This window comes from Isoptericola sp. NPDC060257, from assembly GCF_042726645.1.
Taxonomy (GTDB): domain Bacteria; phylum Actinomycetota; class Actinomycetes; order Actinomycetales; family Cellulomonadaceae; genus Isoptericola; species Isoptericola nanjingensis.
In genome coordinates this window covers 1-19,356 of sequence record NZ_JBHXAW010000055.1, presented here as the reverse complement: position 1 = coordinate 19,356, position 19,356 = coordinate 1, and the positions used below count along the sequence as shown (strand labels likewise).

The window sequence follows — 19,356 nt, the reverse complement described above, 5'->3', positions numbered from 1 at the left end:
GCCCGGCCCCCTCGGGGGACCGGGCCGTGCGTCGTGAGGCGCGGGTCAGAGGACCTGCGCGACCTCGTCGAAGGACAGGCGCGGGCCGCGCGGGTAGGGCGAGCCCTCGCCCTCGGCGTGGCCGACATTGATGACGAGGAACGACTTCCAGCCGGACTCGGCGAAGAACTCGGCGTCGACGCCGTCGAAGTCCATGCCGTTCATCGGGCCGGCTGCGAGGCCGGCGGCCCGCAGGCCCACGATGAGGTACCCGGCCTGGATGAGGGCGTTGTTGCGGGCCATCTGCTCGCGGACCTCTGCGGCGGGCTCCAGCTGCTCCTTCATGCCCGGGTAGGCGGGGAAGAGGGTGTCGAGGTGCTGGTGGAAGGCCGGGTCCGCGGCCAGCACCAGGGAGACCGGCGCGCCGGCGACGCGGTCCTTGTTGCCGTCGCCCATGTGGGTCACGAGGCGCTGGCGGGCGTCGCCGGAGCGCACGACCAGCACGCGCAGCGGCAGCGTGTTCATCGCCGTCGGCCCGAACTTCGCCAGGTCCCAGGCGGAGGTGAGCTGCTCGTCGGTGACGGGCTCGGCGGTGAAGAGCGAGGTCGTGCGGGCGGAGCGGAACAGGAGGTCCGCCACGTCGTCGCCGACGGCGAGGGACGTGGACGGGGGCGTCAGGGTCTCGGTCATGGTTGCCGGAACACATAGATGCAGACGCATGATTCCGGATGCAGCCGTGACGTGCCCCACAGCGCTCCAGGTCACAGCGCCGCGAGGGGGTCGAAGTCGAACCCGTCGGCGCGCGCGAGGTACAGCCTCTGCTCCGCGTGGTTGCCGCGGAACCGGACCAGGCCGCGCGGCCCCTCGTACGCGAGCCCGTCGACGGAGCGGTCGGTCGCGGCGACCGCGGCGCTGCCCGCCCGCTCGACGATCGACCGCAGCGCGAGGATCCCCTCGTAGCAGGCCTCGGCGGCCGCGCCGATCGCGGGCGCGTGCAGCCCGTGGTGCGCCGTGTAGCGGCCCACGAGGTCGAGCGCCTCGCCGGTCGCGAGGCTGCGGAACCAGCCGCCGGCCGAGTACAGGTTCGCCGTCGCGCCGGCCCCGCTGCCCATGAGCATGTTCTCCTCCATGAGCGTGCTGAGCCGCACGACCCGCTCGTGCAGGCCCCGCCGGGCGAACAGGCGGTTGAACCGCACCCCGTTCTGCCCGACCATCAGCAGCAGCACGCCCTCGGCGCCCGAGCGCGCCACGTCGTCGAGCGTGGCGGCGAGCTGCGCGTCGCTCGCGCCCTGCTCGGGCAGGAAGCGCGCGCCCGCGAACCCGGCGCCGAGCGCGGCCAGCTGCGGCGCGAGAGCCGCGTACGTGCCACGGGGCCAGGCGTAGTCGTCCCCGACGACGAACCACCGGCGCGTGCCCGCCTCGGCCCGCAGCCGCTCGATCGCGGGAAAGAGCTGCGCCGACGGCACCTCCCCGGTGACGTAGAGCCCGGGGCGGGTCTCGGCGCCCTCGTACGCCGCGGGGTAGACGTAGGGCACGCGGCGCTGCACGAGCGGCACGACGGCGCGCCGCACCGCCGACGTGTGCCAGCCGGTGAGCGCGTGCAGGCGCCCGGCGTCGAGCGCGGCCCCGAGGCGCTGACGGAGCCTGGCGACCGGCTGGCCGGCGTCGAGCAGCTCGGCCCGCACCGGGCGCCCGAGGATGCCGCCCGCGGCGTTGAGCTCGGCGACCGCGAGCTCCGTGACGGCCTGGCACGAGGGGCCGTAGATCCCGCCCGGCCCCTGGAAGTGCAGCAGGACGCCGACGACGAAGTCCGACATGACGTCCCGTCCGCGCGAGGGGCCCTGTTCCGGGCCCCGGCCTGTGATGGCCGGTAGTGTACGAGGGCGAGGGAAGGCGGGTCAGCATGCGGACGTCGACGTGGTCGGAGAGCCCCACGGCGGGCCCCGACGGGGGTGCGTCCGGGGCGACGGCCGCGGCCGCGCTGCGGGGCTCCGTGGTGGCCGGGCGGCGCGCCGCGCGACGCGCGTCCGAGGCCCTCGCCCCCGCCGGCTGCACCGTCGACGAGTGGCTCGTGCTGGACGCGCTGCGGCGCCGGCCGGGCGCCATGATGTCCGAGCTGCGCGCCGCGACGGTCACGGACAAGGCGACCCTCGGCCGCCGCGTGGACGCGCTCGTCACCCGCGCGCTGGTGTACCGCGAGGTGGACGCCTTCGACCGTCGCGTGGTCCGCGTCCACCTGTCGTCGCGGGGGCAGGACGTGCTGTCAGGCCTCGACGCGCGGCTGGCGGAGGCGGAGCAGGGCGACCAGCCACGCGACCAGTAGCACCCCGGCGAGCACCAGGCCGTACGGCTCGAGGCCGACCGACGCGCCCGGCACCTCGGACAGGGCGGGCACGTGCTCGGCGGCCACCTGCAGCAGGGTCACCCCGCCGATGCCCACCGCGGCCGCCGCGGAGACGCCGGTGACCAGCACGTCGTAGCGCAGGCGGCCCCGCTCCGCGCCGACGCCCGCCTGGGCGTACGCGCGCCGGGCGGCCGAGCCCTGCAGGGAGTCGAGCAGCGACATCCCGGCGGCGAACAGGACCGCCAGCGGCAGCGGCGCGTACCACGGCACCTGACCCAGGGCGGTCGACGCCGTCATCGCGAGCAGGCCGATCTCCGTGGCGGTGTCGAAGCCGAGCCCGAACACGAGCCCCACGCCGTACATGCGCCCCGGCCGGTCGGTGGCCCACGTGAACCGGCGCAGCGCCCACGAGACCGGGCCGCCGACGGCGTCGAGGTCGTGGTGGTGGCCGTCGCCGTCCGCGCGCCGGCCGGCGCGCAGGGCGCGACGCAGCAGCAGGACGTTCACGACGGCGATCGTCAGCAGGAAGGTGCCCGACACGAGCGGGCCCCACACGCCGCTGAACCGGCGCCAGGGCGACGACTCGTCCTCGAGCGCAGGCGCCAGCGCCTGCACGCCGACGGCGAGCAGCAGCGCGGCGCCCACGACCACCGTCGAGTGGCCGAGCGAGAACCACAGGCCCACCCCGCGCGCGTCGCGGCCCTCGCGCACGAGCCGCCGCGTCGTGTTGTCGATCGTGGCGATGTGGTCGGCGTCGAACGCGTGCCGCAGGCCGAAGCCGTACGCCGTGAGGGCCATGACGAGGGTGATCGCGCCGGAGCCGCCGTCCAGCGCGAGGGTGGCGGCGAGGCCGCCGATCCCGACGACGTGCAGGGCGGCGACGACGAGGGCGGTGCGGGTCATGCGGGCTCCAGACGGACGAGGGGCGGTGCGGGCGGCGCCGCGACGGGGCGGGCCGGTACGGGATGAGACCGGTGCAACGGGCTGAGATGAGCGGCGGGCCCGAGCCAGCGGGTCAGGGTGCCGCCGCGCTCCAGGCGCAGCGTCACCGCGCCGTCGAGGCTGATCGCGGCCGGGTCGTCGGCAGGGTCGTCGGCAAGGTCGTCGTCAGGCGTGCGCCGGAGGTCGGTCACCGTGTCGATCACGCGCGCCCCGCCCAGCACCCCCGGCACGGGGCGGTCGCCGGCGGCGGCGACCTCCTCGACGAGCAGCGGCCCGTCGTCGTCGTGCGCGCGGGACCGCAGCACGACGCGGCCGCCGCGCTCGCCGTCGCGCCCCAGCACGACGGTCTCGCGCAGCCGCAGCCGCGCGCCCGGGCCGAGCACCGCGTCCGTCGACCGGGTCACGTCCGCGCCCGTGGACACGACGAACGGCAGGCCCTCCCAGTCGAGCCGCGCGCCGGCCCCGAGCCGCACCTCGGCGTCCCAGCGGCACGGCACGCCCTCGCCGTCGTACGCGACCGTGCCGCCGACGTCGGTGAGGGTGAGCGCGCAGCCGTCGGCGACGCGCACCTGCACGGTGACGTGGTCGCCGCCGAGCAGCACCGCGCCGGTCGCGACCAGCGCCACCTCCGCGTGCGTCGTCCCGCGCGCGACGGTCCGCGCCGCGAGCAGCCCGTCCCGGGTGCGGACGCGCACGGGGGCGCCCGGCACGGTGCCCGGCTCGACCTCGACGAGCGTGCGACGCTCAGTGCGCGTGGGCATGGGCCTCGTCGCCGTCCGCGTGACTGTGCAGGACGCCCCCGCCGTCCTCGTCGGCGTGGAAGTGCGGCGCCATCGGTCCGGGGTCCTGCGCCACGTGCGCGCCGGCGCGGAACAGGTCGAGCACGCCGAGGAGCCACGCCCGCAGCTCCGCGACGGACGCCGGGTCCGTGCGCGACAGGGCGACGACGTCCCGGCCGTCGCGGGCGGCGGACGCGTCGGCGACCATCTGCCCGACGTCCACCCCGACGTGCGGCGCGAGGTCGGTCTTGTTGACCACGAGGAGGTCGGCGCGGCCGATGCCGGGCCCGCCCTTGCGCGCGACGTCGCCCCCGCCCGCGACGTCGAGCACGAAGATCTGGGCGTCCACCAGGGCGGGGGAGAACGTGGCGGTGAGGTTGTCGCCGCCGGACTCGATGATCACGAGGTCGAGGGGCGCGAAGTCGCGCTCGAGGTCCTCGGCCGCGAGCAGGTTGGCGGTGACGTCGTCGCGGATGGCGGTGTGCGGGCAGGCGCCGGTCTCGACGGCGCGGATGCGCTCGGGGTCCAGGACGCCGGCGGAGCGCAGGAAGCGCGCGTCCTCGTCGGTGTAGATGTCGTTGGTGATGACGCCGATCGCGAGCTCGTCGGCCAGCGCCCGGCACACGGTCGCGATCAGGGAGGACTTGCCGACGCCGACGGGGCCGGCGACGCCCAGGCGCAGGGCGCGGGCGGGGAGCGACGGGCTCGCGGGGGTCGCGGGGGTGGCGGGGGGAGTGGTCTCAGGCACGGAACAACCTCTGGGTCGTGACGGCGTGGGCCTCGGCCCAGCCCTCGGTCAACGGGGCACCGGAGGACGGGATGTCCTCCGGGGTGGCGCACGCCGCGACGCGGAGCACGTGCTCCTCGGCGGCGGCGCACGCGTCGAGGACCCACCGCGCCGGGGCGAGGGGGTCCAGCGGCTCGAGCTTGAGCAGGGCCGACGCCGCCGCTTGGGCGTCGTCGTAGACGGTCAGCCGGACGACGTCCGCCGGGAGGACGCCGGCCGCCGCACAGATCGCGCCGAGCACGACGGCGCGGGGCAGCGCGCCGGTGCCGTGCCGGTGCCCCGTGCTCTCCCGGCGGCGGCTCGCCGCGTCGTGCCGGGCGACGACGCGCACGGCCGCGCTGTCCGGCCACAGGGTGCGTGCGACCCTCAGGTACCCGCGGCCCAGCAGGCGCGACGCGTCCCGCAGCGCGGGGGAGGGCGTCCGCGCCGCCCAGGCGCGCACGACGGCGTCGACCCGGTCGTGCGGCGCGTCGACGGAGCCGGCGTCGGGCTCGGCGTCGGCCAGCAGCCGGGCGGTGACCACCGCCGTGCCGGCCTCCACCAGGCAGACCGTCGTCGCCCGCCCGACCATCCACGCCGGCACGTCGGCCGGCGGCATGCCGCCGCGCAGCGCGGGCTCGAGGCTCGCGGAGTGGGCGTGCCCGCCGCCGGGCAGGCGGGCGTCCGCGAGCAGCATCGCGACCGTGGCGGGGTGCGGGGACAGGGACGTCATGAGCGGCTAGAACATCGAGTAGAGCTGGGCGAGCGGCAGGCGCACCGCGGGCGCGGGCTCCACCAGGTCGCCGTCGACGCGGATCTCGAAGGTGTCGGGGCGGATGTCGATGTCCGGCAGCGCGTCGTTGTTGCGCATGTCCGCCTTCGTGACGCCGCGCGTGGGGGCGACGGGGGCGAGCTGCCGGCGCAGGGCCAGGCGCCCGGCCAGGCCGTCCTCGATCGCGGCCGGCGCGACGAACGCGAGCGAGGTGTCCGCGCCGACGGCGTCGCCGAACGCGGGACGCATGAGCACCGGCTGCGGCGTGGGGATGGACGCGTTCGGGTCGCCCAGCGCCGCCCACGCGATCACGCCGCCCTTGATCACGAGCTCGGGCCGGACCCCGAAGAACCGGGGGTCCCACAGCACGAGGTCGGCCAGCTTGCCCGGCTCCACGGAGCCGATGTGGGCGTCGACGCCGTGCGCGACCGCCGGGTTGATCGTGTACTTCGCGACGTACCGGCGGGCGCGGTCGTTGTCCGCCGGCTCCGCGCCCGACAGCGGCCCGCGCCGGTGCTTCATCACGTGCGCCACCTGCCAGGTGCGGGTGATCACCTCGCCGATGCGGCCCATCGCCTGGGCGTCGGAGGAGGTGATGGAGATGGCGCCCAGGTCGTGCAGCACGTCCTCGGCGGCGATGGTCGACGCCCGGATCCGGGACTCGGCGAACGCCAGGTCCTCGGGGACGGCCGGGTTGAGGTGGTGGCAGACCATGAGCATGTCCAGGTGCTCCGCCACGGTGTTCACCGTGTGGGGCAGGGTCGGGTTGGTCGACCCCGGCAGCACGTGCGGCAGGCTCGCGATGGTGAGGATGTCGGGGGCGTGTCCGCCGCCCGCGCCCTCGACGTGGTACGCGTGGATCCCGCGGCCGCCGATCGCGTCGATCGTGGACTGGACGAACCCGGCCTCGTTGAGCGAGTCGGAGTGCAGCGCCACCTGCAGGCCCCACTCGTCGGCGGCCCGCAGCGCCGCGTCGAGGGCCGCGGGCGTGGACCCCCAGTCCTCGTGCACCTTGTACCCGGCCGCTCCTGCCAGGGCCTGCTCCGCGAGGGCCTCCGCGCCCACGGTGTTGCCCTTGCCGAGCAGCAGCACGTTGAGCGGGAGGCGGTCCAGCGCGCGCAGCACGGACCGCAGGTGCCAGGCGCCGGGCGTCACCGTGGTGGCCTTCGAGCCCTCGGACGGGCCCGTGCCGCCCCCGGCGACGGTCGTGATGCCGGTGGCCAGCGCCTCGTGCAGGGCCGACGGCGACAGCAGGTGCACGTGCGGGTCGAAGCCGCCGGCGGTGAGGATCCGGCCCTCGCCCGAGATGACGTCGGTCGACGGCCCGATGACGAGGTCCGGGTGCACGCCGTCGGCCACGTCCGGGTTGCCCGCACGGCCGAGCGCGACGACCCGCCCGTCGCGCAGCCCGACGTCCGCCCGGACCACGCCCCACCAGTCAAGGACGACGACGCCGGTGATCACGGTGTCCAGGGCCCCGGCGGCACGGCTCCGCGTGGACTGCGCCATCGACTCCCGGATGGACTTGCCGCCGCCGAACACGGCCTCCTCGCCGCCGACCGTGCGGTCCTCCGTGACCTCGATCCACAGGTCGGTGTCGCCGAGGCGCAGCTGGTCGCCGACGGTCGGCCCGTACAGGGCCGCGTAGCGCTCGCGGTCGATCCAGACCATCAGTCCTCCTGCTCCTCGTGCGGCGCCGTGGCCTGCGGGGTCGGGACGGCGCCGAGCACGCCGCCGTCGCGCTTGCCCCGGCGGATGCCCGGCACGCGCCGCGCGCCGCGGATCGTCACGGCGTCGACCTCGCGGCTCACGCCCGGCTCGAACCGCTGCGACGTGCCGGACGGGACGTCGAGCCGGAAGCCGTGCGCGGCGGCGCGGTCGAAGCGGAGCGCGTCGTTGGCGTCGGGCAGGTGCACGTGCGAGCCCACCTGCACCGGCCGGTCGCCGGTGTTCTCCACGACGAGGCGCAGCCGCTCGTGCGCCGGGCGCACGTTGAGCTCGAGGCGGCCGGGAGCGACGCGGGTCGCGCCCGGGCCGGAGGGGGCGTGAGCGGTCACGGGACCTCCTGGATCGGGGTCGGGTCGGGGCGGCCGGCGGGTACCGGGGTCACGGGATGGGGTGGTGCAGGGTGACGAGCTTGCGGCCGTCGGGGAAGGTGGCCTCGACCTGCACGTCGACGAGCATCTCGGGCACGCCGTCCATCACCTGCTCGCGGCCCAGCACCTCGCGGCCGTCCTGCATGAGGGTCGGGACGTCGGCGCCGTCGCGGGCCCGCTCGATCACCCAGCACGACAGCAGGGCGACCGACTCGGGGTGGTTGAGCCGCACGCCGCGCGCGAGGCGGTCGCGCGCGACCATGCCCGCGACGGCGAGCAGCAGCTTCTCGGTGTCGGCGGGGGTCAGGTGCACGGGCCCTCCTCGGTGCGCACGGGAGTGCGGTTCACAGCGCCATCGCCTCGCGGGCGCCGGCGAGGGCGTCGGCGCCGCCGCCCGTGCCCCGGTGGGTCACGCGGCCGGACGCGAGCACGGCGTACTCGGCGGCGTGCTCGACGGCGTAGCCGAGGTGCTGCTCCACCAGCAGCGCGGACAGCCCGCCCGCCGCCGTCAGCGTCGTGATCGCCGCGTAGATCTCGCTCACGACGTTCGGCTGGATGCCCTCGGCGGGCTCGTCGAGCACCAGGAGCCGCGGGCCGGTGACGAGCGCCCGGGCGATGGCGAGCTGCTGGCGCTGGCCGCCCGACAGCAGCCCCGCCTGGCGGCCGAGCAGCTCGCGCAGCGCGGGGAACAGGTCGAGCGCGTCGTCGGTGCGGCGACGGCCGGCGGCGCCGTGGGCGTCCGCGACCACCTGCAGGTTCTCCCGCGCGGTGAGCTGGCCGAAGGACTGCTGGCCCTGCGGCACGTACGCGATCCCGGCGCGCACGCGCCGGTGGGTCGGCCAGCGCGTCACGTCGTCGCCGGCCAGGCGCACGGACCCGGCCCGGGCGGGCAGCAGGCCGAGCACGGCCTTGAGGAGCGTCGTCTTGCCCGCCCCGTTGTGGCCGAGGACGGCGGTCAGCGTGCCGTCCTCGACGGCGAGGTCGACGTCGTGCACGACGGCCGTGCGGCCGTACCCCGTGCTCAGGCCGCTCAGCTCGAGCATCATGCGGGTCCCTCCGTCGTCGTGCCGGGTTCGCCAGCCGGGGCGCCGAGATAGACCTCGACGACCGCCGGGTCATGCTGCACCTCGGCGACCGTCCCCTCGGCGAGGACGGCGCCCTGGTGCATGACCGTCACCGAGTCGGCGTAGGAGCGCAGGAACTCCATGTCGTGCTCCACCACCACGACGACACGCTGGGAGCCCACCCGGCGCAGCAGCTCGCCGGTCTCCTCGCGCTCCGCCTGGGTCATGCCCGCGACGGGCTCGTCGAGCAGCAGCAGGTGCGCGTCCTGCACCAGCAGCATCCCGATCTCGAGCCACTGTTTCTGGCCGTGCGCCAGGACGCCCGCGGGAACGTCGCGCAGCGCGGCGAGGCCGACGGTCTCCATCGCCTGCTCGACCGCCTCCGGGACGCCCCGTCGCCGGCGGAGCATCGTCGTCGGCCGGCGGCGCGCGCCCGCGGCGATGTCGAGGTTCTGCAGCACCGTGAGCTGCTCGAACACGCTCGCCGTCTGAAACGTGCGTCCCACGCCCGCCCGGGCGACGCGGTGCATGGCCCGCCCCAGCAGCTCCGTCCCGCCGAACCGGGCCGAGCCGCCGGCCGCCCGCACGAGGCCGGTGACGGCGTCGATGAGCGTCGTCTTGCCCGCGCCGTTGGGGCCGATGAGGAACCGGAGGTCCCCCTGGGCGACGGTGAGGTCGACGTCGCGGACGGCGACGAAGCCGCCGAACTCCACCCGCAGGCCGCGCACCTCGAGGTAGTCGTGGCGGAACCGGGAGGTGTCGTCCCCCAGCAGCGCGTCGGCGGCGGCGAGGTCGATCTGCTCGGTCTGCTCGGTCATGCGCGGCTCCCTTCGGGCAGGAGGTCGGGGGACGGGGCGTCGTCCGGCGCGGCGGGGGCGTCCGGCTCCGCCTCACGGACGGTGCGGCGTCGGCGACGCAGCATCGGCACGACCGACGCCAGGCCGCCGGGAAGGAAGGCGACGACCAGCACGAACAGCGCCCCCTGGAGGTAGATCCAGCCGGAGGGGAACTGCTCGGACAGCGAGGTCTGCGCCCAGCTCACGGCGACGGAGCCGAGGACGGGCCCGAGCAGGGTCGCCCGGCCGCCGATGGCCACGCCGACGAGGAAGCCGATGGACGGCACGACGCCGACGTCGGCGGGGGAGACGATCCCGACGATGGGCACGAACAGCGCCCCGCCGACGGCGGCCATCACGGCCGCGACCACGTAGACGACGGTCTTCACGGCCGCCGGGTCGTAGCCGAGGAACCGGACGCGGTCCTCCTGGTCGCGGACGGCGACGAGGACCTCGCCGAAGCGCGACACCATGAGCTGGCGGGCGACCACGACCATCACGAGCAGCACCCCGGCGGCGATCAGGTAGAGCATCCGCTGGTTGACCGGGTCGGCGAGGTCGTAGCCGAAGAACGACCGGAACCCGTTGAGCCCGTTGGTGCCGCCCGTCGTCTGCTGCTGGCCGATCAGCAGGATGGCGAACGCGGCGGCGAGGGCCTGCGACAGGATCGCGAAGTACGCGCCCCGCACCCGCCGCGTGAAGACGGCCCAGCCGAGGGCGGCGGCGAGCGCGGCGGGCACGAGCACGACCAGGGTGAGGGCGACGGCCGGCGAGCGCAGGGGTTCCCACCAGCCGGGCACCTCGCCGGTGCCGTAGAGCAGCATGAAGTCGGGCACGCCGCCCGGGCCGGCGTCGGCGAGCTTGAGGTGCATCGCCATGACGTAGGCGCCCAGGCCGAAGTACACGCCCTGGCCGAGGGTGAGCAGGCCGCCGCGGCCCCAGGCGAGGCCGATGCCGACGGCGACCATGGCCAGGCACAGGAACTTGCCGAGCAGGCCGAGCCGGAACGGGCTGAGCAGCACCGGCGCGACGGCGAGGAGCAGGACGGCGGCGAGGCCGATCCCGGCCAGGGCGCGCGCCCGGCCCGGGCGGACGAGGGCGGACAGTCGTGCGGTGCGGGTGCTCGTGCTGCCGGTCATGCGAGGCTCCTCGTCCGGACCGAGACCAGGCCCTGGGGTCGTACCTGCAGGAACGCGACGATGACGACGAACACGAGGACCTTCGCGACGGACGCCGTGGTGGAGTACTCGAAGAACGCCTGCAGCAGGCCGAGCGCCGTCGCCGCGATCACGGTGCCCTTGATCTGCCCGATGCCGCCCGCGACGACGACGAGGAACGCGTCGACGATGTAGCCCGTGCCGAGCGTCGGGCCGACCGAGCCGAGCAGGGTCAGCGCGACGCCGGCGATCCCGGCGAGGCCGGAGCCGACGAAGAACGTCAGCCGGTCGGTGGCCCGCGACGAGATGCCGGACGCCTCCGCCAGGTCGCGGTGCTGCACGACGGCCCGGATGCGGCGTCCCAGGGGGGTGGCCTTCATGACGACGGCCAGCGCGACCAGGCACACGACGGCCAGCGCGAGGATGAACAGCCGGGTCTTGGGCAGCGCGAGCCCGCCGACCGTGACCGCGCCCGACAGCCAGCCGGGCGCGGCCACGTCCACGTTGGGGGCGCCGAACACGTCGCGCGCCACCTGCTGCAGCAGCAGCGCGACGCCCCACGTGACGAGCAGCGTGTCCAGGGGCCGCCGGTACATGCGGTGGATGAGCGTGGCCTCGAGCAGCAGCCCGAGCGCCCCGCCGACGAGGAACCCGAGCGGCAGCGACACGAGCAGGCTCGCGCCGGGGTCGCCGAGCAGCCCCTGGATCACGAACGCCGTGTAGGCGCCCGCCATCATGAACTCGCCGTGGGCCATGTTGATCACGCCCATCTGACCGAAGGTCAGGGCGAGGCCCAGGGCCGCGAGGAGCAGCACCGAGCCGAGGCTCAGGCCCGCGAAGAGCTGGGAGAGGAGGGTGTCCATGTCGTGTCCAGGGGCCCCGGGTCAGGAGAGCCCGTCGGCCCAGTCGTAGCCCTCGAGGAACGGGTCCGGCTCGATGGGCTCCTCGGAGCTCCACTCGGTGTGGATGAGGCCGTCCTCGCCGATGCGCCCGACGAGCGCCGTCTTGGCGACGTGGTGGTTCTCGCCGTCCACGACGACGGTGCCCTCGGGGGCGTCGAAGGTGACGCCGTCCGCGGCCGCCTGCACGTCCGCAACGTCGAAGGAGTCGGCCTTCTCGACCATCGCCTTCCACAGGTACAGCGACGTGTAGGCGGCCTCCATCGGGTCGGACGTCACGCGGTCGTCGCCGTACTCCGCCCGGAACGCCTCCACGAACGCGTCGTTCTCGGGGCTGTCGACCGTCTGGTAGTAGTTCCAGGCGGTGAGCTGGCCCTCGATGTTGTCCACGCCGATGCCGCCCACCTCCTCCTCCGCGATCGAGACGGAGACGACGGGCATGTCGTCGGCGGACAGGCCGGCGTTGTTGTACTCCTTGAAGAACGCGACGTTGGAGTCGCCGTTGAGGGTGTTGAACACCGCGTCCGCCCCGGCGGCCTTCACCTTGTTGACGATGGTGGAGAAGTCCGTGTGGCCGAGCGGCGCGTACTCCTCGCCGACGATCTCGATGCCGTGCGCCTCGGCGTACGCGTTGATGATCTTGTTGGCGGTCCGCGGGAAGACGTAGTCCGAGCCCACGAGGAACAGCGACTTGGTGCCCTGCTCGGCGAGGTAGTCGAGGGCCGGCACGATCTGCTGGTTGGTCGTGGCGCCCGTGTAGAAGATGTTCTCCGAGGCCTCGAGGCCCTCGTACTGCACCGGGTAGAACAGCAGCGAGTCGTTGGCCTCGAAGACGGGCAGCATCGCCTTGCGCGACGCCGACGTCCAGCCCCCGAACACGGCCGCGACGCAGTCGCTGGTGATGAGCTTGGTCGCCTTCTCCGCGAAGACGGTGGGCTCGGACTGGCCGTCCTCGGAGACGATCTCGAGCTGCTTGCCGAGCACGCCGCCGTCGGCGTTGATCTCGGCCGCGGCCAGCTGGAGCGAGTCGTGCACGGTCTGCTCGGAGATCGCCATCGTGCCCGACAGCGAGTTGAGGAAGCCGACCTTGACCGCGTCGCCCGAGGTGTCGACGCAGCCCTCCGCCGCGGAGGCCGAGGCGTCGCCGCTCGCCGCGTCAACCCGGGCCCCGCAGGCCGAGAGGGCGGCGACGGCGAGGACGGCGAGGGAGGCGACGACAGGTCGGGTGGTGCCGGTGCGCGTGGTGCCCGTGCTGCTTCGAGGACGCATGGTGCTCCTTCGTGGCCGTGGCCCGTGGGGCCGGTTAGGTTCAGATGAACCCAAGTACGCCCACGTGTCCCCGCCGTGAGTTCGGTGTCACCATCGTGTTACGCCTGGTGGGAGCGGTGCCGGAGAGAGGGTCGGCGCCACCGCCGCGCCTCCGGTGCGATCATGGGGCCATGGCATCCGCGCACGGGGTCGGTGACCCCCTCGTCCTCGGTATCGAGACCTCCTGCGACGAGACGGGCGTCGCGCTCGTCCGCGGCGACGAGCTCCTGGTCGACGCCGTCGCCAGCTCCATGGACGAGCACGCGCGCTACGGCGGGATCATCCCGGAGGTCGCGAGCCGCGCCCACCTCGAGGCGATGGTCCCCACGATCCGGCGCGCGCTCGGCGAGGCCGACGTCGACCTGTCCGAGGTGGACGCGATCGCCGTCACCGCCGGGCCGGGCCTGGTCGGCCCGCTGACGATCGGCGCGTCGGCCGCGAAGGCGCTCGCGATCGGCCTGAACAAGCCGCTGTACGGCGTCAACCACGTCATCGGGCACGCCGCGGTGAACCAGCTCGTCGACGGCCCGTTCGACGGCCGCACGATGGCGCTCGTGGTCTCGGGCGGTCACAGCTCGCTCATGCTCGTGGACGACGTCGCGACGGACGTCACCGAGCTCGGCTCCACGCTCGACGACGCGGCCGGCGAGGCCTTCGACAAGGTCGGCCGCCTGCTCGGCCTGCCCTACCCGGGCGGCCCGCACGTGGACCGGCTCGCGCGCGAGGGCGACCCGGAGGCCATCCGCTTCCCGCGCGGCCTCACCGCCGCGAAGGACCAGGCGAAGCACGCCTACGACTTCTCCTTCTCCGGCCTCAAGACGGCGGTCGCCCGCTGGATCGAGGCCTGCGTCGACGCCGGGCGCGAGGTGCCGGCGGCCGATGTCGCCGCGTCGTTCGCCGCCGCGGTCGCCGACGTGCTCACCGCGAAGACGATCGCCGCGTGCCGCCGCCACGACGTCGAGACGCTCGTCGTGGGCGGCGGGTTCTCCGCCAACAGCCAGCTGCGGGAGATGGCCGCGAAGCGCTGCGCGGAGGCGGGCATCGACCTGCGCATCCCGCCGATCCGCTACTGCACCGACAACGGCGCGATGATCGCCGCGCTGGGCTCCGCCGTCGTGCGCGCCGGGGCGGCGCCGTCGAGCTTCGACTTCCCGGTCGACTCGTCGATGCCGATGACCACCATCACCGTCTGAAAAGACTCGTGGCCGCCGGGCCGCGTCGGTAGCGTCCCGACCGTGGACACCGACCGCCCCACCATCTACCAGCACCCGCTCGCGTACCTCGTCGGGCTGGAGGGCGTGGCGCTGCTGCGCGCGTTCGCCGGCGAGCACGACCGCGCGTTCGTCGAGGCGCGGCTGGCCGACGTCCGGGCCCTGCTCGACGCGGCCGACCGGTTCGGCGACGGCCACCACGTCCCGCCGATCACCACCCGCGACGGCTACCGGCACTGGGCGCCCCGCTACGACGGTCCCAACGGGTTCTGGGGGATGGAGGAGCCGCTCGTCCGGCCGCTGATGGAGCACCTGCCCCGCGGCGTCGCGATCGACGCGGCGTGCGGGACGGGCCGGCACACCGAGTGGCTCGTCGAGCAGGGGCACGACGTGCTCGGCGTCGACTCGTCGCCCGACATGCTCGAGATCGCCCGCGCCAAGGTCCCGGGGGCACGGTTCGCCGAGGGCGACCTGCACGAGCTGCCCGTGGACGACGCGTCCGCCGACCTCGTCCTCGTCACCCTCGCGCTGTGCCACGTGCGGGACCTGGGGCCGGTGTTCGCCGAGCTGGCGCGCGTGCTGCGACCCGGCGGCCGCCTCGTCGTCTCCGACACGCGGGGGTACTTCACCGGGTCGCCGCTCTACCCGCTCGTCGAGGGCGCGGACGGGGAGTTCGGGTACATCCCGAACTGGTTCCACGCCACGAGCGAGTACCTGCAGGCGGCCCTCCCCGTGGGCCTGGCGCCGCGGTTCTGCCGCGAGTACGTCGGCGGCGCGGACGACGTCGACGGAGGAGCAGGTGGGGGGCGCGAGTACACCGCGGCCCCGGACTCCCGGACGGGGGCCTTCGACCCCGCAGCCGACCTGGAGCTCGAGGACCCGGCCAGGCCGCCGACCCTCTGGGAGCTGATGCCGTGGGTCCCGGCGGCGGCGGGCGCGGCGTACGCGGGGACGCCCTCGCTCGTCGTGTGGGACTTCGAGAAGGAGCGGGGGGCCGTGCGATGAGCCTTCTCGCTGCCGAGCGAGCGCTCCAGGCCGCCCAGCGCGCCGGCGACGTCGACGCGCTGGGGGCGCTGCTGCATCCCCGGTGCGTCGGCGCCGGCCCGGACGGCTCGGTGTTCTCCCGGGAGGACGACCTGGAGAGCTACCGGTCGGGGCTGCTGCGGGTCACCCGCCTGGAGGAGGAGTCGCTCGACGTCCGGGAGGACGCCGCGAGCGGGACGACCCGGCTGGTCGCCGCCGTCGACGCGGTCCAGAGCGGCACCGCGGTGTCGGCGCGGCTGGTCTACACGCGCCTCTGGGTGCGTGCCGACGAGGGCTGGCAGGTCCTGGCCGCCACGCTCGCGCCGGCCGCCGAGACGGCGCCCTAGCCGGCCGCGGGCAGCGGCCGCCCGGCGTGCAGCTCGGCGACGAGCGACGCGACCACGGCCTCGAGCGCCGCGGCGCCGCCGCCGTGCACGCGGGCCACCTCCCGCTGCCGCTGGTACGACGCACCACGGCGCACGATCTCGCGCACGCCGTCGAGCTCGGCGGCGCAGCCCAGCCGCTCGGCGACGGGCTCGAGCGTCGTGAGCAGGCGCGGCAGCGCGTCGGTGACGAGCTCCTCCTCGCCGGCGTCGTCGAGGATGATGATCGCGTCGGTGCCGTAGCGGGCCGCGCGCCACTTGTTCTCGTGCACGAACCACGCCGGCATCGTGGGCAGGGGGCGGCCCTCGTCGAGCAGGGTCGACAGGTGCTCCACCAGGCAGTGCACGAGGGAACCGAGGGCGGCGAGCTCGAACGTGTTCGACGTGCCGTCGCAGATCCGCATCTCGACCGTGCCGAAGTGCGGGGCGGGGCGCACGTCCCACCGCACCTCCGTGAAGTCGTCGATGACGCCGGTGTGCAGCATGTCCGCGACGTACCGCTCCAGCTCGGACCAGGCCCCGAACTGGTAGGGCAGCCCCGCGGTGGGCAGCTGCTGGAAGATCATGGTCCGCATCGACGCGTAGCCGGTGTCGTCGCCGCCGAAGAACGGCGACGAGGCGGACAGCACCTGCAGGTACGGCAGGTACACCAGCAGCGAGTTGACGATCGGCAGCACCTTGGCGCGGTCCTCGATGCCGACGTGCACGTGCACGCCGTAGACGATCTGCTGGCGGCCCACGACCTGCGCCCGGTCGACGACGGTGGCGTACCGCTTCTTGTCGGTGACCTTCTGCTGCGACCAGTGCGCGAACGGGTGCGTGCCCGCCCCCATGAGGTCCACGCGCATGGGGCCGGTGGCGTCATGGATGGCGGCGATGCCGCGCTCGAGGTCCGCGATCGCCTCGGGCACGGTGCGCCGCACGCCGCTGATCACCTCGACCGTGTTCCGCAGGAACTCGGGCTTCACGTAGCGGTGCCGCACGTCGTCGGCCACCGCCTCGATGACGGCGGGCGCCACCTGCCGCAGGTTGCCCGAGTCGGCGTCGACCAGCGCGAGCTCCCACTCGAGCCCGACGCTCGACCGCTCGGAGGCGGCGAATTCCAGCACCATGCGGGCCATGCTTCCACGGGCGGACGGCGGGCCGCGCGCCGGTCCGGCCCGGTCTCGGCGCGACCGCCTCCTCGCGCGCGCCCGGGTGCGGGATCAGCGCAGCGGCTCGACGACGAGCACGTGCTGCGCGCCGCCGACGCGCGTGAGCACGAGGGTCGCCTCGGCGTCGCCCTTCGGCGAGAGCTGGGCGCGCAGCTGCTCGGGCGTGACGGCGGTGCCGCGCTTCTTGATGGTGAGCCGCCCGACGCCGCGTTCGCGCAGGTAGGCCTTGAGCCGCTTGAGGTTGAACGGCATGACGTCGAGCACGCGGTAGCCGGTGGCCAGCGGCGCAGCCCCCTCGGCCGGGGGCGCGGCGGGCTGGTCGGTCGTGACGTAGGCGATGGTGCGGTCCAGCAGGCGGCCGCCCAGCTCGGCCGCGGCGTGCGCCACGAGCCCGGCGCGGATGACCGCGCCGTCCGGCTCGTACAGGTAGGCGCCGACGGGACCGACGTCGGGCACGAGGTCGGCGCCGCCTGCGTCGTCGTGCAGGTCCGTGCGCAGGGAGCGCGACGTCGTCGCCCCGCCCGACGTCGCGAGCACGAGCGCGGACCGGCCGGGCCCCGCGGGGGCGAGCGGCCCGAACCAGAGCCCCGCCTCGACGACGTCGCCGTCCACGGAGACCCACTGCGTCTCCGCGTCGTCGGGGAGCCCCTGGTGCGGGATGCCCGGCCCGACCTTGATGCCGAGCGCGGGGACCTGGGTGCGCAGGTCCCACACGGCGTCGAGCGGGGGCGCGTACGCGGCCGGGTCGAAGACGCGCCGTCCGCCACGGGTGCGTCGCGCCGGGTCCGCGTAGACGCCGTCGACCCCCTCGGCGGCGAGGTCGAGCGCGAGCCCGTCGGCGTGCCGCACCTCCGCCTCGGGGAAGTGGCGCAGGTTCACGGTGGCGAGGGCGGCGGTGATCTCGTCGACGTCGGTCGCCAGGACGCGCAGCCCGACCCCCGCGAACGCGAGCGCGTCCGCGCCGATCCCGCTCGTGAGGTCCGCGACCTTGGTGACGCCGGCGGCGAGGTAGCGGCGGGCGTGCAGCGCGGCGACCACGAGGCGGGTGGCCTGCTCCACGCCGTCGGGCGTGAAGAGCATCCCCTCGGCGAAGTCGCCGAGCTTGGCGCGGGCCTTGGCCCGCAGCCGCGACTGGGTGAGCGCGGCCGCTGCGAGGTCGGCGTCGACCCCGTCGGCCCGCAGCCGGGTGGCCAGGGCCATGGCCTGCTTCTCGTCGTACGGGGGGAGCGAGTTGAGCAGCGCCCACCCGTCCGGGCTCAGCAGCTTGCTCACGGAGGCGGCGTCCATCGGGCCATCGTCTCAGGCGAGCGGGTGACGCCCTGGGCGAACGACCCGCCGACCTCTGGCACTCGACTTGTCAGAGTGCTAACGCCTGCCTAGATTTGTCGTCAGCGACCGCAAGGCTGTACCGGCACCCGCGACGACGGCCAGCCCTCGGACGCGACCTGGTCAATCAGCTAGTCCATCCACGCATCGCGAATCAAGGAGGTCCGACGTGTCGGTCCCCATCAAGCCGCTCGAGGACCGGATCGTCGTCAAGGCCATCGAGGCCGAGACCACGACCGCTTCCGGCCTGGTCATCCCGGACACCGCCAAGGAGAAGCCCCAGGAGGGCGAGGTCCTGGCCGTGGGCGAGGGTCGCTTCGACGACAAGGGCAACCGCGTCCCGGTCGACGTCAAGGTCGGTGACAAGGTCATCTACAGCAAGTACGGCGGCACCGAGGTCAAGTACGCCGGTGAGGACTACCTCGTCCTCTCGGCCCGCGACATCCTCGCGGTCGTCGTCGCCTGACGACACCAGCACGCAGAAGGCCTCGCACCGTCGTCGGTGCGGGGCCTTCGTGCTGTCAGCCGGTCTTGCGGGCGCCGCCGGCGAGGATGGCGGAGCGCTCGTCCTCGCTGAGACCGCCCCAGACCCCGTAGGGCTCCCGGACCCGGAGCGACTGCTCCCGGCACTGCATCATCACGGGACACGAGCGGCAGATCGCCTTCGCCGCCTCGGCCCGGCGCCGGCGCGTGGAGCCGCGCTCACCCTCGGGGTGGAAGAACAACGTGTCGTCCGCGTCGCGGCAGGAGCCCTGGTACTGCCACTCCCACAGCTCCATCACCGGACCGGGAAGCCTCGAGATCTCCGTCATGGCGAACAACCTACAAGTTGTGCAGAAGTTGTTCAAGGTCCGATTTCGTGACCGGATTCGATGATTCAGTGTTCAACTTCACAGGCGGGGCTGAATGGGTTCGTCGGGCTTCTGAACGGCTTTGACCTGCGACGTCGACGATTACGGCGGCGCGCCCGGGGGAGCAGTGGCGACCCTCCGGTCCTCTCGGCAGAATCGACGCCATGACCTCATCCCGACCCGCTCCTCACGGGGGCGGGTCTCGCGCGTCGAGCGCGGGCCTCGCCGTCGCGGCGGTCGCCAGGCGCCTGGGGGTCGCTCCGGCGACCCTGCGCACGTGGGACCGACGCTACGGACTCGGACCGTCCGCCCGCACCGCGGGATCACACCGCCGCTACACGCCCGAGGACGTGGCGCGCCTGCTCGTGATGCGCCGGCTCACGCTCGAGGGCGTCGCGCCGGTCGACGCCGCGAAGGCCGCGCTCGAGGCCGGCGTCGAGGAGCTCGAGGAGGCGACCGAGGAGGC

23 protein-coding genes are annotated in these 19,356 nt (G+C 74.6%); 6 read left to right on the top strand and 17 right to left on the bottom strand.

The features are described 5' to 3' along the window. Positions 1 to 45: 45 nt before the first annotated feature. Together ACFWEK_RS06980 and ACFWEK_RS06975 are read right to left on the bottom strand one after the other, a co-directional pair. Positions 46 to 669, bottom strand: a complete 624-nt coding sequence (locus tag ACFWEK_RS06980; protein ID WP_430547459.1) for a malonic semialdehyde reductase — start codon at positions 667 to 669, stop codon at positions 46 to 48. A gap of 71 nt (positions 670 to 740) precedes the next feature. Further along, positions 741 to 1,796, bottom strand: a complete 1,056-nt coding sequence (locus ACFWEK_RS06975) for a substrate-binding domain-containing protein (protein ID WP_430547460.1) — start codon at positions 1,794 to 1,796, stop codon at positions 741 to 743. A gap of 86 nt (positions 1,797 to 1,882) precedes the next feature. On the opposite strand from ACFWEK_RS06975, the gene ACFWEK_RS06970 reads away from it, so the two are divergent. After that, positions 1,883 to 2,302: a MarR family winged helix-turn-helix transcriptional regulator gene (locus ACFWEK_RS06970; protein WP_430547461.1), complete on the top strand. Its 420-nt coding sequence runs from the start codon at positions 1,883 to 1,885 to the stop codon at positions 2,300 to 2,302. On the opposite strand, the gene ACFWEK_RS06965 is transcribed toward ACFWEK_RS06970, so the two are convergent. The 12 genes from ACFWEK_RS06965 to urtA are packed head-to-tail and all read right to left on the bottom strand — an operon-like array spanning position 2,243 to position 12,903. After that, positions 2,243 to 3,226 (bottom strand): HoxN/HupN/NixA family nickel/cobalt transporter, encoded by a 984-nt coding sequence (locus ACFWEK_RS06965; RefSeq protein WP_430553566.1) that lies wholly within the window; start codon positions 3,224 to 3,226, stop codon positions 2,243 to 2,245. The genes ACFWEK_RS06970 and ACFWEK_RS06965 overlap by 60 nt on opposite strands. Next, positions 3,223 to 4,026, bottom strand: coding sequence for an urease accessory protein UreD (locus tag ACFWEK_RS06960; RefSeq protein WP_430553565.1), 804 nt, complete (start codon positions 4,024 to 4,026; stop codon positions 3,223 to 3,225). Before ACFWEK_RS06960 ends, ACFWEK_RS06965 begins: the two co-directional genes overlap by 4 nt. Further along, on the bottom strand, positions 4,010 to 4,792 hold the full coding sequence (gene ureG / locus ACFWEK_RS06955; protein WP_430553564.1) for an urease accessory protein UreG: 783 nt from the start codon (positions 4,790 to 4,792) through the stop codon (positions 4,010 to 4,012). The genes ACFWEK_RS06960 and ureG overlap by 17 nt, the downstream gene beginning before the upstream one ends. Further along, the gene (locus ACFWEK_RS06950) at positions 4,785 to 5,543 is read right to left on the bottom strand and encodes an urease accessory protein UreF (protein WP_430547465.1); all 759 of its coding nucleotides are present in this window, start codon (positions 5,541 to 5,543) and stop codon (positions 4,785 to 4,787) included. The genes ureG and ACFWEK_RS06950 overlap by 8 nt, the downstream gene beginning before the upstream one ends. 6 nt (positions 5,544 to 5,549) lie before the next feature. After that, positions 5,550 to 7,253: an urease subunit alpha gene (locus tag ACFWEK_RS06945; protein WP_430553563.1), complete on the bottom strand. Its 1,704-nt coding sequence runs from the start codon at positions 7,251 to 7,253 to the stop codon at positions 5,550 to 5,552. Next, a complete protein-coding gene (gene ureB, locus ACFWEK_RS06940; RefSeq protein WP_430553562.1) occupies positions 7,253 to 7,639 on the bottom strand; it encodes an urease subunit beta in 387 nt (128 codons plus the stop codon). Before ureB ends, ACFWEK_RS06945 begins: the two co-directional genes overlap by 1 nt. Positions 7,640 to 7,688: 49 nt before the next feature. After that, positions 7,689 to 7,991 carry an urease subunit gamma gene (locus ACFWEK_RS06935; protein WP_429727897.1) on the bottom strand — a complete coding sequence of 101 codons (303 nt, stop codon included), beginning with the start codon at positions 7,989 to 7,991 and terminating at the stop codon, positions 7,689 to 7,691. A gap of 31 nt (positions 7,992 to 8,022) precedes the next feature. After that, the gene (locus ACFWEK_RS06930) at positions 8,023 to 8,724 is read right to left on the bottom strand and encodes an ATP-binding cassette domain-containing protein (RefSeq protein WP_430553561.1); all 702 of its coding nucleotides are present in this window, start codon (positions 8,722 to 8,724) and stop codon (positions 8,023 to 8,025) included. Continuing rightward, entirely contained in the window at positions 8,721 to 9,560 is an 840-nt protein-coding gene (urtD, locus tag ACFWEK_RS06925) for an urea ABC transporter ATP-binding protein UrtD (protein ID WP_430553560.1), read from the bottom strand. Before urtD ends, ACFWEK_RS06930 begins: the two co-directional genes overlap by 4 nt. Continuing rightward, the gene (gene urtC, locus ACFWEK_RS06920) at positions 9,557 to 10,717 is read right to left on the bottom strand and encodes an urea ABC transporter permease subunit UrtC (RefSeq protein WP_430553559.1); all 1,161 of its coding nucleotides are present in this window, start codon (positions 10,715 to 10,717) and stop codon (positions 9,557 to 9,559) included. The genes urtD and urtC overlap by 4 nt, the downstream gene beginning before the upstream one ends. Beyond that, positions 10,714 to 11,598 (bottom strand): urea ABC transporter permease subunit UrtB, encoded by an 885-nt coding sequence (gene urtB, locus ACFWEK_RS06915; protein WP_430547471.1) that lies wholly within the window; start codon positions 11,596 to 11,598, stop codon positions 10,714 to 10,716. The genes urtC and urtB overlap by 4 nt, the downstream gene beginning before the upstream one ends. Before the next feature lie 21 nt (positions 11,599 to 11,619). Further along, positions 11,620 to 12,903 (bottom strand): urea ABC transporter substrate-binding protein, encoded by a 1,284-nt coding sequence (gene urtA, locus ACFWEK_RS06910; RefSeq protein ID WP_430553558.1) that lies wholly within the window; start codon positions 12,901 to 12,903, stop codon positions 11,620 to 11,622. 170 nt (positions 12,904 to 13,073) lie between these two features. On the opposite strand from urtA, the gene tsaD reads away from it, so the two are divergent. From tsaD to ACFWEK_RS06895, 3 genes are read left to right on the top strand one after another with little or no spacing between them, the layout of a single operon-like run. Continuing rightward, a complete protein-coding gene (gene tsaD, locus ACFWEK_RS06905) occupies positions 13,074 to 14,135 on the top strand; it encodes a tRNA (adenosine(37)-N6)-threonylcarbamoyltransferase complex transferase subunit TsaD (protein WP_430547473.1) in 1,062 nt (353 codons plus the stop codon). Positions 14,136 to 14,177: 42 nt separating this feature from the next. Next, entirely contained in the window at positions 14,178 to 15,158 is a 981-nt protein-coding gene (locus ACFWEK_RS06900) for a class I SAM-dependent methyltransferase (RefSeq protein WP_430553557.1), read from the top strand. Next, the gene (locus ACFWEK_RS06895; RefSeq protein WP_430553556.1) at positions 15,155 to 15,523 is read left to right on the top strand and encodes a nuclear transport factor 2 family protein; all 369 of its coding nucleotides are present in this window, start codon (positions 15,155 to 15,157) and stop codon (positions 15,521 to 15,523) included. The genes ACFWEK_RS06900 and ACFWEK_RS06895 overlap by 4 nt, the downstream gene beginning before the upstream one ends. On the opposite strand, the gene ACFWEK_RS06890 is transcribed toward ACFWEK_RS06895, so the two are convergent. Next, a complete protein-coding gene (locus tag ACFWEK_RS06890; protein ID WP_430553555.1) occupies positions 15,520 to 16,671 on the bottom strand; it encodes a glutamate--cysteine ligase in 1,152 nt (383 codons plus the stop codon). The genes ACFWEK_RS06895 and ACFWEK_RS06890 overlap by 4 nt on opposite strands. A gap of 93 nt (positions 16,672 to 16,764) precedes the next feature. Next, positions 16,765 to 18,000: an SAM-dependent methyltransferase gene (locus ACFWEK_RS06885; RefSeq protein WP_430553554.1), complete on the bottom strand. Its 1,236-nt coding sequence runs from the start codon at positions 17,998 to 18,000 to the stop codon at positions 16,765 to 16,767. 208 nt (positions 18,001 to 18,208) lie between these two features. Between ACFWEK_RS06885 and groES the strand changes: the two genes are divergently transcribed. Next, positions 18,209 to 18,505, top strand: a complete 297-nt coding sequence (gene groES, locus ACFWEK_RS06880; protein ID WP_079572552.1) for a co-chaperone GroES — start codon at positions 18,209 to 18,211, stop codon at positions 18,503 to 18,505. 55 nt (positions 18,506 to 18,560) lie between these two features. Here the strand turns inward: groES and ACFWEK_RS06875 are convergent, their stop codons facing one another. After that, the gene (locus ACFWEK_RS06875) at positions 18,561 to 18,851 is read right to left on the bottom strand and encodes a WhiB family transcriptional regulator (protein WP_380317624.1); all 291 of its coding nucleotides are present in this window, start codon (positions 18,849 to 18,851) and stop codon (positions 18,561 to 18,563) included. Positions 18,852 to 19,054: 203 nt separating this feature from the next. On the opposite strand from ACFWEK_RS06875, the gene ACFWEK_RS06870 reads away from it, so the two are divergent. After that, the coding region (locus tag ACFWEK_RS06870) for a MerR family transcriptional regulator (protein ID WP_430553553.1) at positions 19,055 to 19,356 on the top strand (302 nt) is incomplete at its 3' end.

What these genes read in the sequence shown, in the direction of transcription:
- ACFWEK_RS06980 (WP_430547459.1), bottom strand. Translation starts at nt 669, where the DNA reads ATGACCGAGACCCTGACGCCCCCGTCCACGTCCCTCGCCGTCGGCGAC.
- ACFWEK_RS06975 (WP_430547460.1), bottom strand. Translation starts at nt 1,796, where the DNA reads ATGTCGGACTTCGTCGTCGGCGTCCTGCTGCACTTCCAGGGGCCGGGC.
- ACFWEK_RS06970 (WP_430547461.1), top strand. Translation starts at nt 1,883, where the DNA reads ATGCGGACGTCGACGTGGTCGGAGAGCCCCACGGCGGGCCCCGACGGG.
- ACFWEK_RS06965 (WP_430553566.1), bottom strand. Translation starts at nt 3,226, where the DNA reads ATGACCCGCACCGCCCTCGTCGTCGCCGCCCTGCACGTCGTCGGGATC.
- ACFWEK_RS06960 (WP_430553565.1), bottom strand. Translation starts at nt 4,026, where the DNA reads ATGCCCACGCGCACTGAGCGTCGCACGCTCGTCGAGGTCGAGCCGGGC.
- ACFWEK_RS06950 (WP_430547465.1), bottom strand. Translation starts at nt 5,543, where the DNA reads ATGACGTCCCTGTCCCCGCACCCCGCCACGGTCGCGATGCTGCTCGCG.
- ACFWEK_RS06945 (WP_430553563.1), bottom strand. Translation starts at nt 7,253, where the DNA reads ATGGTCTGGATCGACCGCGAGCGCTACGCGGCCCTGTACGGGCCGACC.
- ACFWEK_RS06930 (WP_430553561.1), bottom strand. Translation starts at nt 8,724, where the DNA reads ATGATGCTCGAGCTGAGCGGCCTGAGCACGGGGTACGGCCGCACGGCC.
- urtD (WP_430553560.1), bottom strand. Translation starts at nt 9,560, where the DNA reads ATGACCGAGCAGACCGAGCAGATCGACCTCGCCGCCGCCGACGCGCTG.
- urtC (WP_430553559.1), bottom strand. Translation starts at nt 10,717, where the DNA reads ATGACCGGCAGCACGAGCACCCGCACCGCACGACTGTCCGCCCTCGTC.
- urtB (WP_430547471.1), bottom strand. Translation starts at nt 11,598, where the DNA reads ATGGACACCCTCCTCTCCCAGCTCTTCGCGGGCCTGAGCCTCGGCTCG.
- urtA (WP_430553558.1), bottom strand. Translation starts at nt 12,903, where the DNA reads ATGCGTCCTCGAAGCAGCACGGGCACCACGCGCACCGGCACCACCCGA.
- tsaD (WP_430547473.1), top strand. Translation starts at nt 13,074, where the DNA reads ATGGCATCCGCGCACGGGGTCGGTGACCCCCTCGTCCTCGGTATCGAG.
- ACFWEK_RS06895 (WP_430553556.1), top strand. Translation starts at nt 15,155, where the DNA reads ATGAGCCTTCTCGCTGCCGAGCGAGCGCTCCAGGCCGCCCAGCGCGCC.
- ACFWEK_RS06890 (WP_430553555.1), bottom strand. Translation starts at nt 16,671, where the DNA reads ATGGTGCTGGAATTCGCCGCCTCCGAGCGGTCGAGCGTCGGGCTCGAG.
- ACFWEK_RS06885 (WP_430553554.1), bottom strand. Translation starts at nt 18,000, where the DNA reads ATGGACGCCGCCTCCGTGAGCAAGCTGCTGAGCCCGGACGGGTGGGCG.
- ACFWEK_RS06875 (WP_380317624.1), bottom strand. Translation starts at nt 18,851, where the DNA reads ATGACGGAGATCTCGAGGCTTCCCGGTCCGGTGATGGAGCTGTGGGAG.